The 12,813-nt window shown below is 71.5% G+C and carries 8 protein-coding genes; all 8 read left to right on the top strand.

Annotated features, from left to right (window positions below; translation table 11 throughout):
* Positions 1-20 precede the first annotated feature (20 nt).
* Genes ACLB9X_RS05330 through ACLB9X_RS05295 form a run of 8 tightly spaced genes read left to right on the top strand, consistent with a single transcriptional unit; the run spans position 21 to position 12,812 of the window.
* Positions 21-1,346, top strand: a complete 1,326-nt coding sequence (locus tag ACLB9X_RS05330) for a nucleotide sugar dehydrogenase (protein WP_410359039.1) — start codon at positions 21-23, stop codon at positions 1,344-1,346.
* A 1-nt stretch (position 1,347) separates the two neighbouring features.
* Positions 1,348-2,601, top strand: coding sequence for a glycosyltransferase family 4 protein (locus tag ACLB9X_RS05325; protein WP_410359038.1), 1,254 nt, complete (start codon positions 1,348-1,350; stop codon positions 2,599-2,601).
* On the top strand, positions 2,598-3,962 hold the full coding sequence (locus ACLB9X_RS05320; protein WP_410359037.1) for a Wzz/FepE/Etk N-terminal domain-containing protein: 1,365 nt from the start codon (positions 2,598-2,600) through the stop codon (positions 3,960-3,962). The genes ACLB9X_RS05325 and ACLB9X_RS05320 overlap by 4 nt, the downstream gene beginning before the upstream one ends.
* Positions 3,959-5,473 carry a Wzz/FepE/Etk N-terminal domain-containing protein gene (locus ACLB9X_RS05315; RefSeq protein ID WP_410359036.1) on the top strand — a complete coding sequence of 505 codons (1,515 nt, stop codon included), beginning with the start codon at positions 3,959-3,961 and terminating at the stop codon, positions 5,471-5,473. The genes ACLB9X_RS05320 and ACLB9X_RS05315 overlap by 4 nt, the downstream gene beginning before the upstream one ends.
* Before the next feature lie 3 nt (positions 5,474-5,476).
* Positions 5,477-7,411, top strand: a complete 1,935-nt coding sequence (gene asnB / locus ACLB9X_RS05310; RefSeq protein WP_410359035.1) for an asparagine synthase (glutamine-hydrolyzing) — start codon at positions 5,477-5,479, stop codon at positions 7,409-7,411.
* Positions 7,412-7,428: 17 nt separating this feature from the next.
* Positions 7,429-9,627, top strand: coding sequence for a bi-domain-containing oxidoreductase (locus tag ACLB9X_RS05305; RefSeq protein ID WP_410359034.1), 2,199 nt, complete (start codon positions 7,429-7,431; stop codon positions 9,625-9,627).
* Positions 9,624-11,585 carry an alginate lyase family protein gene (locus ACLB9X_RS05300; RefSeq protein ID WP_410359033.1) on the top strand — a complete coding sequence of 654 codons (1,962 nt, stop codon included), beginning with the start codon at positions 9,624-9,626 and terminating at the stop codon, positions 11,583-11,585. The genes ACLB9X_RS05305 and ACLB9X_RS05300 overlap by 4 nt, the downstream gene beginning before the upstream one ends.
* 9 nt (positions 11,586-11,594) lie before the next feature.
* Positions 11,595-12,812: a right-handed parallel beta-helix repeat-containing protein gene (locus ACLB9X_RS05295; protein ID WP_410359032.1), complete on the top strand. Its 1,218-nt coding sequence runs from the start codon at positions 11,595-11,597 to the stop codon at positions 12,810-12,812.
* Position 12,813: the final 1 nt, after the last annotated feature.

Below are 12,813 nucleotides of genomic sequence, written 5' to 3'. Positions count from 1 at the left end.
GCCTGGGGGAGAGACGGGTCATGAGAGTCAGCGTTTTCGGGCTCGGCTACGTGGGCTGCGTGTCGGCCGCGTGCCTGGCCAGCATGGGGCACGAGGTCATCGGGGTGGACGTGAACCAGGTGAAGGTCGACCTGGTCAACGACGGCAAGGCCCCGGTGGTCGAGGAGCGGATCGGCGAGCTCATCGCCGAGGTCGTGCGAACCGGAGGGTTACGCGCCACCGGCGACGTCCGCGAGGCGATCACGGGCAGTGAGGTGTCGCTGGTCTGTGTGGGCACGCCGTCGGAGCCCAACGGCAGCCTGTGCACCACGTACTTGGAGCGGGTCACCGAGCAGATCGGCGCCGCGCTGGCCGAGGGGGCCAAGCAGGGGGGCCAGCACACCGTCGTCTTCCGCAGCACCATGCTCCCGGGCACCTGCCTGAACCTGCTGGTCCCGATCCTGGAGAAATACCTCGGCGGCACGGCCGGGGTGGACATCGGAGTCGCGGTCAACCCTGAGTTCCTGCGCGAGGGCACGAGCGTGCGGGACTTCTTCGACCCGCCCAAGACCGTCATCGGCGAGCTCGACCCGGCAAGCGGCGACGCGGTGGCGGCGCTGTACGACGGCTTGCCCGGCGAGGTGTTCCGGGTGCCGGTCGCGACGGCCGAGGCGATCAAGTACGCGGACAACGCGTTCCACGGCCTCAAGATCGGCTTCGCGAACGAGATGGGCGCGGTGTGCCGGGCGCTCGGGGTGGACTCACACCAGGTGATGGACGTGTTCCTGGCCGACCGCAAGTTGAACATCAGCCCCGCCTACCTGCGGCCCGGTTTCGCCTTCGGTGGCTCCTGCCTGCCCAAGGACCTGCGCAGCCTGGTCCACGCGGCGCGGCGGGCCGACGTCTCGGTGCCCATCCTCGCCCACGTGCTGCCCTCCAACTCCGACCATCTGCAGCGCGCGGTGGAACTGGTCGAGCGCACCGGCAAGCGCCGGGTGGGTCTGTTCGGGCTCTCCTTCAAACCCGGCACCGACGACCTCCGCGAGAGCCCGCTCGTCGAGCTGGCGGAGAGACTCTTCGGCAAGGGCTACGACCTCAAGATCCACGACGCCAACGTGAGCCTGTCCCGGCTGGTCGGCGCGAACCGCGAGTACATCGAGACCCGGCTGCCGCACCTCGCGCAGCTGCTCGCCGACTCCGTCGACGAGGTGCTCGAGCACGCAGAGGTGTGCCTGGTCGGGACCAGGGATCCGGCCGTGCTGTCGGCGCTGCCACACGGTGACGGCCCGGTGATCGTCGACCTCATCCGCCTTCCCGACGCCGAGGCGCGCCGGGCCGAACCGGGATACGTGGGCCTTGCTTGGTGACATGACCGGCGGCGACCGGCCGGGCCGGCGCGCGCTGATCCTGGTGGAGAACCTGTCGGTGCCGTTCGACCGGCGGGTGTGGCAGGAGTGCACGACGCTGCGCGACGCGGGCTGGGAGGTGCGCGTCATCTGTCCACGGGGGGAAAAGCGGGACAGGGAACCGGAGGCGCTGATCGACGGAGTGCGGATCCACCGCTACCCGTTGCGCGCGGCCACCGGAGGACCGGCCGGCTACCTTCGCGAGTACGGATCGGCGTTGTGGCACACGGTCCAGCTGGCCCGCGAGGTCGGCCCGGTCGACGTGGTCCACGCCTGCAATCCGCCCGACTTGCTGTTCCTGCCCGCACTGTGGCTGAAGAGGCGAGGCGCGCGGTTCATCTTCGACCAGCACGACCTGGTGCCCGAGCTGTACCTCTCCCGGTTCGACCGTGGCAAGGACCTGCTCTACCGCGCCGTGTGCGCGCTGGAACGGCGGACCTACCGGGCCGCGGACATCGTGCTCGCCACGAACGAGAGCTACCGGGACGTCGCGATGCGCCGCGGCGGTCGGCGACCGGAGGACGTTTTCGTCGTGCGCAGCGCACCCGCCATCGACCGGTTCCAACCGGTGCCGCCGGAGCCGCAGTTGAAGCGCGGCAAGCCCCATCTGCTGTGCTACCTCGGCGTCATGGGCCCGCAGGACGGCGTCGACTACGCCCTGCGCGCCCTCGCGAAACTGCGCGACGAGTTCGGACGGACCGACTGGCATGCGGTGTTCGTCGGCGCCGGCGACGCCTTCGACGCGATGGTGGAGCTGTCCCGGCGGCTCGGGCTCTCCGAACAGGTGCAGTTCACCGGGCGCATCCCGGACGCCGACCTGGTGCGCTACCTGTCCACTGCGAGCGTGTGCCTTTCCCCCGACCCGCGCAATCCGCTCAACGACGTGTCGACCATGAACAAGGTCCTGGAGTACATGGCGATGGGCCGGCCCATCGTCTCGTTCGACCTGAAGGAGGCGCGCGTCTCCGCCGGTGACGCCGCCGTCTACGCGCCCGCCAACGACGAGGCCGCATTCGCGGGACTCATCGCGTTGTTGCTGGACGATCCGGAGAAGCGGGCCCGGATGGGCAAGATCGGCCAGGAGCGGATCAGCGGGCCGCTCTCCTGGCGGAACTCGCAAGAGTCGCTGCTCGCCGCCTACGCCGCTGCCTGCCGTGACCGCACTCCGATGTCGGCGGGCGACCCGGTCCGCACGGGGAAGAGGCAGCGCCGTTGAGCAATGACACGATCCGCTTGGTCACGATCGGCCGGATTCTCCGTCGGCGCCGGCGGCTTCTCGCCATCCTCGCCGTGGTGGGCGCACTCGTCGGCTACGGCGTCTCGGTGGTGTTTCCGCCTCGCTACACGACGACGGCATCGGTCCTGCTGCCGGGGCAGTGGGAGGAGCGCGAGCTGCTGACTCAGGTGGACATCGCGACCAGTTCGACGGTGCTCGACCGCGTGGGTGCCGCGCTCGGCTGGACCGGTGTCAGCGGCGCCGAGCTGCGGGATCGAGTGAGCGCCAAGGCCGCCGACGGGAACATCATTGACATCTCGGGTACGGCCGACACCCCCGAGCGCGCGCAGCAGCTCTCCGACCAGGTCGCCCAGCAGTTCGTCAGATATGCCGCGCGGATCACAGGCGGCGGCACCGACGCCGCTGCGGCTACGGGGCTCGAGGCGCTGCGGCAGAAGGTCCAGGAGACCGACCGCCGCATCACCGACCTGGCCAAGGCGGCCGACCCGGGGACCGTGGAAGGCGTGCAGGCCCGCACCGCGCTGGAGAAGCTGCGGACCTCGCTCGAGGAGGCCATGACGAAGCTGGACCAGGCCGATCCGGCGACCACCATGGCCGGCATGGTCGTCATGGGCCCGGCGGCCCGGCCGACCGGCGAGGCGCCGCCGACGAGGATGCAGCTCATCGTCGCCGGGGCACTGCTGTTCTTCCTGCTCGCGATCACCGGCCATCTCGTCGCCGCACGGGTGAATCACCGACTGCGCGCCGGACCGGAGATCGCCGCGGCGCTGGGCTCGGCGGTCCTCGGCACCGTCGACGTGCCCGATGAACGGCGCCCGCACCGGCCGGCGGACAGTGGCCCACGGGCCTCCGTCCGCCGACTCCTCGGCGTCCACACCAGGTGGGACATACCGGCCCCGCTCAGGTCGGTCGACGAGGCCGGCAGCCGGATCCACCACCGGCGGCTGTGCACTCGCCTTCGGCAACAACTGCCCGCCCCCCGGAGACTGTTGGCTGTCGTGCCGGGCGGCGACGAGATCGCCCGCCGGGCCGCCGGGCAGCTCGTCGCCGCGGCCGAGGGCGATCCTCTGCTGCGGGTGGTGGAGGTGTCGGTGGACCGGCCGATGGTGCCGGACCGCGACACCGAGTCCGGTGCCCTGGTCGTCCTCAGCGCGGGCAGCTGGACCGCGGAGGAGCTCACCGGCATCGCCGAAGCGTGTGCGGACGGCGGACATGAGGTCGTCGGCATCGTCGTCGCCGACACGGTACGGGCCCGTCCGACGCGATCTGCCGGCCGTCCTCCGGATGACGCCGCTCCCGCGCTCGCGGTTCGCGGCCACGCGACGGGGTGTTCAACATGACGACGAGCACGACTTCGGAGTCGTCGGCCGCCACTCCGCTGCTCGACCTGCAGGCGCTGGTGGTCGCGGTCCGCAGGCGCCGCCGCCTCTGCTGCGCCATGGCGCTGCTGGGACTGCTGGTCGGGACGGCCGTGGCCGTCCTGATGCCGCCGCCGACCGCGGTGACCAAAGTGCTGGTCGTGCACAAGGAGGACCAGCCGAACGACACCGGAACGCTGATCCGCACCGACGTCGAGCTGCTGGGGACCACGCGGATCGCCAGCAAGGCCCTGCAGTCCCTCAAATCCCGGGAGAAACCGGAAGACTTCATGCGGGACTACCGGGGCACCGGTCTGACCAACAACCTGCTGCAGATCACTGTGACAGGTGACAGCGACGAGGAAGCGGTGGCCCGGGCCAGGGCACTGGCCGACGCGTTCGTCGCGGACCATGTGCGGCGGATGCGGGAAACCGCGGAGGCCGAGGCTGACGCCCTGCTCGACCAGCGTGACCGCATGCGGGACGAGCTCGACCAGGTCAACAAGGCGATCGGAGACCGATCGCCGGACAGCGACCCGAAAGCGTCGGCGAGCATCGAGTCGCTCTTCGCCCGCCGGGCCGAGCTCAACTCACGGATCGCCGATTTCGACCAGCGCGCCGCGGAGGCGCGTACCGGCACGCCCAAGGTCGTCGCCGGCACGCAGATCGTGGACGCCCCGCGGGCGGTGCGGCACTCCCTGCCCAAGGCCGCTGCCACCAACGCCGCGATCGGGCTCGTCCTCGGGCTCGTCCTCGGGCTCGCGCTGGCCGCGGTCGGCACCGTGGTGGCGGACCGCCCCGTGCTGCGCCGGGACATCGCGGCGAACCTGGGCGCCTCGGTCATCGCGGAGCTGCCCCGCCGCTCGGGCAGGCCGTGGCAGCGCCGACGGACCCGGGCGGTACGCGAACGGCTCACCGCGACCCTTGCCCGCACCGTGCGCGGCTCCGTGGAGCCGCTGTCGCTGCTGGAACTGGGCTGTGCGCGCAGCACAAGCGTGATCGCCCTGGACCTGGCCAGAGCGATGGCGGCGGACGGACCATGGGCTGTCATCGACGGTCTGCCCGGCCCGCAGCTCGCAAAGCGGCACCTGAAGCCAGGAGACCCCACCGTGGTCAGCGGCCGGCGTGCCGCAACCGTGTCGCATCAGGAGCGCCGGCTCGGCGTCGGCTCGGTGGCGCCCGGCACGGCGTGGACCGACCTCCGGTGCCTCGGCACACAGACCGTGCTCGTCGTGCGTGCCGGGCACGGCAGCGCCGCGTGGCTGCACACCGTGGCGCGGCAGCTCGCTGACCAGCGCATTCCGGTGATCGGTGTGGTGCTGATCGACCCCGATCCGCGTGACCGGACCGACGGGACCCTGTGGGACGGCCTGCACACCGCGCTGCGCGGCCGGAGCGAACGGCCGGCCCGGCAGAACGGGACGGGCCGGCCGCGGACGGAGCAGGCGTCATGGGCCGTACGGGGCGCGGACAACGACCAGGAGGCGCGGTAGGACATGTGTGGCATCGCGGGCACTTACCGATGGCCGGACGGGAAGGTCGTGACCGACCGGCTCACCGACACCCTCGCCCACCGCGGCCCGGACGGGGCGGGCCGGTACGGCCACCCCGTCGGTGACGGCGAAGTACAGCTCGGGCACCGCCGGCTGGCCATCATCGACCTGTCCGAGACCGGCGCCCAGCCGATGGTCTCGGGCGGCCTCGCCCTGACCTACAACGGCGAGCTGTACAACGCCCCCGAACTGCGGGCCGAACTGGTCGCCGCCGGGGTGCGCTTCCGCGGTACCTCCGACACCGAAGTGCTGCTGGGGGCCTGGCGGCGCTGGGGCACGGACTGCCTGCCCCGCCTGCGCGGCATGTTCGCGTTCGGCATCTTCGACGAGCGCACCGGTGAACTGGTACTGGCTCGCGACCAGTTGGGCATCAAGCCGCTGTTCCTTCTCCGGCGCGGCGAGGGCCTGGTGTTCGCCTCCGAGCTCAAGGCGCTCGCCGCCGCGACCGGGGGGACGCTGGAGGTGGACCATGCGGCGCTGGTGGCCTCACTGCTCTATTACTGGGTGCCGGACTCACGGTGCGCGTTCCGCGGGGCGGAGAAGCTGCCGCCAGGGAGCTGGATGAAGTTCCGGCCCGACGGCCGGGTGGAGCGCGGCCGGTTCTGGCATCTGAAAGACGTCGCCGCCGAGGGCCGGGAGCGGGCACAGGCCGGCGAGCGGCCGGACATAGCCGCCATCGTCGAGGAGTCGACCCGGCGCCACCTGCTCTCCGACGTACCCGTGGCGACCTTTCTCTCCGGCGGCCTCGACTCCAGCTACCTGACCGCGCTGGCGGCCCGAGCCCGACCCGGCATCTCCGCTTACACGATCGGATTCCGCGCCGAGGACGCCAGGTTCGAGGCGATGCCGGACGACCTGCGCTACGCCCGTCAGGTGGCCCAGCGGTTCGGCGTCGACCTGCACGAGATCGAGATCGCCCCGAACGTGCTCGACCTGCTGCCGCAGATGACCTACCACCTGGACGAGCCGATCGGCGACCCCGCCGCGATCAACACGTTCCTGATCTGCTCGGCCGCCCGGGAGGCCGGGGTCAAGGTGATGCTCTCGGGGATGGGTGCCGACGAGCTGTTCGCCGGGTACCGCAAGCACCTGGCCAACCTGATCGCGCTGCGCTACCAGCGCGTCCCGAGGCTCCTGCGGCGCGGCCTGTCCAGGGCCGTGGACCGGCTGCCGGTCGCCACGTCCCGCCGGGGGTACCGGTCGGTGCGCTTCGCCAAGCGGTTCCTCTCCTTCGCCGATCTGCCGGAGGAGACCGCGTTCCGGCGCAGCTACACCATGTACGACCAGGACGAACTGCTCGCCTTGGTCGATCCGGACCTGGCCCAGGCGGTCGAGGACGTGCTGACCGAGCACGCTGACGTCTACCAGGACAACGACCTCGACGACTTCGTCAACCGCATGTGCCTGGGCGACGCCCGGATGTTCCTGCCGGGTCTGAACCTCACGTACACGGACCGGTCGAGCATGGCCGCGTCGACCGAGGTGCGGGTGCCGTACGTGGACGTCGAGGTGGTCAAGGCAGCGTTCGCCGTGCCCGGCGACCGCAAGATCGCCGGACGACAGGGCAAGGCCGTCCTCAAGGAGGCGGCCGGCTCGATCCTGCCCCGGGAGATCGTGTACCGGCCCAAGGGCCTGTTCAGCGCACCGCTGCGGGCCTGGATGAGCCGGGATCTGGCACCGCTGGTGCGCGAGGTGGTCAACGACGGCGTGCTCGTCCGCTCCGGGTTCCTGCGCCGGGACGCACTTCAGCGGCTCGTCGCCGAGGACGCCGCCGGACAGCGGGACTTCTCCAAGCATCTGTGGCATGTGCTGACCCTCGAGTACTGGTATCGCGACGCGACCTCTGGGTCCGGCCAGAGCACTCGGTTAACGGTTTAGGAATCAGAGGAGTTCGGGTGAAGCAGGTTGTACAGAACTACAAGAGCGGCGAGCTGGCGGTGCTCGACGTTCCGGTGCCGGGGTGCAAGCCGGGCGGTGTGCTGGTCCGCAGCGCCTACTCGCTGATCTCCACCGGGACCGAGCTCATGAAGGTGTCCGAGGCCGGCATGTCGATGCTGGGCAAGGCCCGCTCCCGCCCGGACCAGGTGGCCAAGGTCGTGCAGAGCGTGGCCACCAACGGGGTGCCCGCCACCTACCGCAAGGTGATGGGCAAGCTGGACTCCTACACGCCGCTGGGCTACTCGCTGTGCGGGGTCGTCGAGCAGGTCGGCGCCGGGATCGACGATGTGAAGGTCGGCGACCTCGTGGCCTGCGCCGGCAACCAGCACGCGCTGCACGCCGAACTGAACTGGGTGCCGAAGAACCTCTACACCCCGGTGCCGGACGGCCTCGCGCCGCGGCACGCGGCCTTCGGCACCGTCGGGTCGATCGCGCTCCAGGGTGTCCGCCAAGGCGAGCCGCAGCTCGGCGAAGTCGCGCTGGTCATCGGCCTCGGGCTGATCGGGCAGCTGGTGGTGCAGCTGCTCGCCGCCTCGGGAGTCCGCGTCGTCGGGGTCGACCCGGACCCGGCGCGCTGCGAGCTCGCGGAGAGCCTGGGCGCCGCGGCCTGCGGCGATCCGGCCTCCGCGGCCGTGGAAGCCGCCGTCGCCGAATTCACCGGCGGCCACGGAGTGGACCAGGTGTACCTGGCCGCCGGCGGCGGCAGCAACCAGCCCGTCGAGCTGGCCGCCCGGCTGAGCCGGGACCGCGGCCGGGTCGTCGACATCGGCAAGTGCCGCCTGGACCTGCCGTGGAACGCGTACTACGAGAAGGAGCTCGACGTCCGGTTTTCCCGCAGTTACGGCCCCGGGCGCTACGACCCGGAGTACGAGCTGGAGGGGCGGGACTACCCGATCGGCTACGTGCGCTGGACCGAGCGCCGAAACCTGGCGTGCTTCCTCGACCTCGTCGCCCGCCGCTGCGTCGACGTGGAGCCCTTGGTCTCGCACACAGCCGACTTCGAGGACGCCGTGGAGACGTACCAGCGTCTGAAGGACGGCGACCTGAAGGCCGTGGCCGTGCTGTTCCGGTACCCCGAACACGCGGCAGAAGCGGGGGAGTCGCAGGCCCCGGCGGTGGCCGTGCCCGCGGTGAAGCGACCCGGCGGCGGAGCGTCCACGCCGGCCCGGGCCGCCAAGGCGCCGGTGCGGCTAGCGTTCGTCGGCGCGGGCAACTACGCGACGTCGATGCTGCTGCCGCACCTGGCACAGCGCGACGACGTCGAGTTGTCGACCGTCGTCACCACGACGGCGCTGTCTGCGGCCAACGCGCAGCGGAAGTTCGGCTTCGCAGAGGCGACCACCGATCTCGACGCCGTGCTCGGCGACACGTCGATCGACGCGGTGTTCGTCGTCACCCGGCACAGCTCGCACGCCGAACTGACCCGCAAGGGGCTGCTCGCCGGCAAGACGGTGTTCGTGGAGAAGCCCCTGGCCCTCACCGAGGACGAGCTGGCCGGCGTGCTCGGGGCGGTGGAGGAGTCCGGCAACGACCGGCTGCAGGTGGGTTTCAACCGCCGGTTCGCGCCATTGCTGCGGGAGGCTCGGCAGCGGTTCGGCGCCCGGACCGGTCCGGCGAGCCTTCGCTACCTGGTCAACGCGGGCCGGCTGCAGCAGGGCAGCTGGTACCTCCAACAGGGCACCGAGGGCTCGCGGTTCGCCGGCGAGGGCGGACACTTCATCGACACCGCGAGCTGGCTGCTCGATGCCGACCCGGTCTCGGTGTACGCGGTCGCCACGTCCGGCAGCGAGGACCTGCAGGTCGTACTGCGCTACCCGAACGGGTCCACCGCCACGATCAGCTACGTCACCACCGGCGCGGCCGGCTTCCCCAAGGAGACGCTGGACCTGGTCGCGGACGGCAAGGTGCTGCGGCTCAACGACTTCGTCCGTGCCGCTGTTTACGACGGCCGCCGCAAGCGGTGGGTCGGTTCGCGGCTGCCCAAGGCCCGGGACAAGGGCCAGAACGCCGAGCTGGCCGCGTTAGTCAAGGCCGTGCGGACCGGCGGACCGATGCCGGTGCCACTCGAGTCGCTGGTCGCCACCACGGCGGCCACCCTCGCCGTGCAGGCCGGCCTGGCGGGCGGTGCGCCGGTGACGTTGGCGAGGACGCGATGACCATGAGCGCGGGCTGGTACCTGCGGCGGTTGTCCCGGATGGGACCGCGGGAGGTCGGCGGCCGGGTGGGCGACGCAGTGCGCAGACGGCGGTGGCGGTCGGCGCCGCCGGACTGCCCGAGCGTGACCGGCGCCCGGTTCACCGCCGTACTGCCCGCCGGGACGATCGCCGCGGTTCCACCGGACGCCGCGAAACGTCTCATCGCCGAGGCGGACCGGCTCATGGCCGGGCACGCCGAGTACTTCGGGGTGGTGCGCGACGACCTGGTGGACCCGGACTGGTGGTACGACCCGAAGACCGGGCGCCGGGCTCCGTGGGGCTACGCCTTCGGCCTGCCGTACCGCGACGAGGACGCGGTCGGGGACATCAAGCAGATCTGGGAGCCGTCCCGGCATCAGTACCTGACCGTGCTAGCCGCCGCCTACGCGATCACCGGCGACGAGCGGTACGCCGAGCGAGTGGCCGAGCACCTGCGCTCGTGGTGGGCGGCCAACGCGCCGCTGCACGGCGTGCACTGGATCAGCGGCATCGAGCTGGGGATCCGACTGCTGTCCTGGGTGTGGATCCGCCGCCTGCTCGACGGCTGGCCGGGCGCGGCCGGACTGTTCGAGGACAACCCTCAGGCACGGAACCAGATCTGGCACCACCAGCGCTGGCTGACCGCCTTCCCCAGCCGGGGGTCCTCAGCGAACAACCACGTCATCGCCGAGGCGGCCGGGCAGTTCGCCGCGGCCTGCGCGTTCGGGTGGTTCCCCTCCTCGGCGCGTTGGCGAGCCGACGCGCTGCGGTCGCTGGAGCGGCATCTGCGCGGCAACACCTTTCCCTCCGGCCTCAACCGCGAGCTGGCCACCGAGTATCACGGACTGGTCCTTGAACTCGGCCTGGCCGCGGTGGCCGAGGCGGACGCCGCCGGCGTGCCCGTCCCCGCGTCGCTCCGGCTGGTGCTGCTGCGGATGACCGACGCGCTGGCGGCGATCGTGGACAGCCACCTGCGGCCGCCGCGCCAGGGAGACGCGGACGACGGACACGGTCTGGTCGTGGACGGCGCGGGCACCGACCGGTGGGCCTCGCTACTGGCCACCGGGGAAGCCGTGTTCGGCCGGCTCGCCTGGTGGCCGGCGGTGACCGGCACCGATGTCCGCACCCCGCTGCTGGCCGCGCTCATCCGGCCGTACAGCGGAACCGCTCCGGCCGTGACCCGCCCGGCAAGCCGACCAGGCCACTTTGCCGACGCGGGCATGACCATCCTGCGTGGTCCGGGGGAGATCTGGTGCCGCTGCGACGGTGGTCCGCACGGCTTCCTGTCCATCGCCGCGCATGCCCACGCGGACGCGCTGTCCGTGGAGGTCAGGCACGACGGGGTCGACGTGCTGGCTGACCCGGGGACGTTCTGCTACCACGGGCAACCCGAGTGGCGGCAGTACTTCCGGTCGACCCTCGGCCACAACACCCTGCAGGTGGACGGCGGTGACCAGTCCGTCTCCGGCGGCCCGTTCCTGTGGACCAGGCATGCCCGCAGCCGCGCCCTGGCCGTGGACACATCCGACGGGGGAGTGGCCCGCTGGTGCGCAGAGCACGACGGTTACCTGCCCTCCGTACACCGCCGCAGGGTGGAGCTGGCGGCCGCGAGCCAGGAGCTGAGGGTGGTGGACGAGGTCCGCGGCCAACACAGCCCGCGCCGGGCCGTGCGCCTGGCGTTCCACCTCGGCCCGGCGATCTCCGCGGACCTGGTGGGGAACAGGGCAGTGCTCACCTGGATCCGGCACGGCGAGGGGCGCTCCGCCGTGCTCGACCTGCCGGAGCAACTGGCCTGGCAGGCGCATCGCGGCGAGACAGACCCTCCGCTGGGCTGGTACTCCGCCGGCTTCGGGCGCAAGGAACTCACCACCACGCTGGTCGGCACCGGTTTCACCGACGGCGCGGAGGGGTTCACCACCGTGCTCAGGTTCCACGGCTAGGGGGGGCGCGTGGAGAGCAAGAGGGAGGACTGGGCGTGGGCGGCGGCACCGCTGACGCTGGTCCTGCTGGCCGCGACCGGCTGTGACAGCACGTCGGACGCCGGGGCGAAGCCGACCGCCGCGCCGTCGTCCACGCCCGTGGCCCGGGTGTGCGCCAATCCCGCGGCCGGCCCTGCGAAGGCGCCGGCGGGCGCGGTGACGGTCGACCCGGCGGTGGTCGGTGACCTCGCGGCGAAGACCAAGAGCAACCCCCCGAACACCACGTTCTGGCTTCGACCGGGCAAGCACCGGCTCGACCCGGACCGCTACGCCCAGGTCATCCCCAAGAAGGGGAACAGCTACGTCGCCGCGCCGGGCGCGGTGCTCGACGGCCGGAAGACCAACCAGTACGCGTTCGGCGGCAGCGCCCGCAACGTCACCATCCGCCACCTGACCGTGCAGGGCTTCGTCGCGCCGCACGACGAGGGCGTGGTCAACCATGACTCGGCCGACGGGTGTGTGATCGAGCACGCGACGATCCAGAACAACTCCGGCGCCGGACTGATGGCCGGAGCCCGCCAGCGGGTCCGCGCCGGCTGCCTGCGCGACGACGGTCAGTACGGCATGAACGCGTACAAGGCCACCGGCCGTATCAGCGGCCTGGTGGTCGAGGACAACGAGGTCGTGGGCAACAACACCGGCGACTGGGAGCGGCGGCGGGAGGGCTGTGGCTGCACCGGAGGCATCAAGTTCTGGGCCGTCGACGGCGCCGACGTACGCGGCAACTGGGTGCACGACAACCGCGGAACCGGGTTGTGGGCGGACGGCCCGGCCAACACCTCGTCCGGTGACTGCACCTTGCTGGTGAAGGACACCGACCGCTGCGCGAAGCCGGCGATCGCTACCGCACCGCTCTACGCCGACTGCCGGTGGAAGACCCAGCGGGTGGACATCCACGACAACCGCTTCATGCTGGACAAGTCCGTCGTCGAATGCACGGCGAAGTGCGATCGCATGGCGGTGCTGGCCAACTACGGCACCTACCCGGACTGGTCGCCGTACCAGGGCGAGCGGGTCGCCGAGGCGATCACTCACAAGCAGCACAACCGCTGGCACGACAACGTCTACGCCGGACCGTGGAAGTTCGTCGCCCACGACCCGAGCCGGGTGCTCGACTTCGGGCAGTGGCAGAGCAAGCGGTACCGGCAGGACGCCGGCAGCACCCTCGACCCACGGGCCGGTGGTTGAG

This window comes from Streptomyces sp. 5K101 (assembly GCF_046506645.1).
Lineage (GTDB): Bacteria > Actinomycetota > Actinomycetes > Streptomycetales > Streptomycetaceae > Streptomyces.
The sequence above is the reverse complement of the archived record's forward strand: the minus strand, read 5'-3'. Positions and strand labels throughout refer to the sequence as shown.

Coding starts and splice junctions, on each gene's coding strand:
- ACLB9X_RS05330 (WP_410359039.1), top strand. CDS start 21: ATGAGAGTCAGCGTTTTCGGGCTCGGCTACGTGGGCTGCGTGTCGGCC.
- ACLB9X_RS05325 (WP_410359038.1), top strand. CDS start 1,348: ATGACCGGCGGCGACCGGCCGGGCCGGCGCGCGCTGATCCTGGTGGAG.
- ACLB9X_RS05315 (WP_410359036.1), top strand. CDS start 3,959: ATGACGACGAGCACGACTTCGGAGTCGTCGGCCGCCACTCCGCTGCTC.
- asnB (WP_410359035.1), top strand. CDS start 5,477: ATGTGTGGCATCGCGGGCACTTACCGATGGCCGGACGGGAAGGTCGTG.
- ACLB9X_RS05300 (WP_410359033.1), top strand. CDS start 9,624: ATGACCATGAGCGCGGGCTGGTACCTGCGGCGGTTGTCCCGGATGGGA.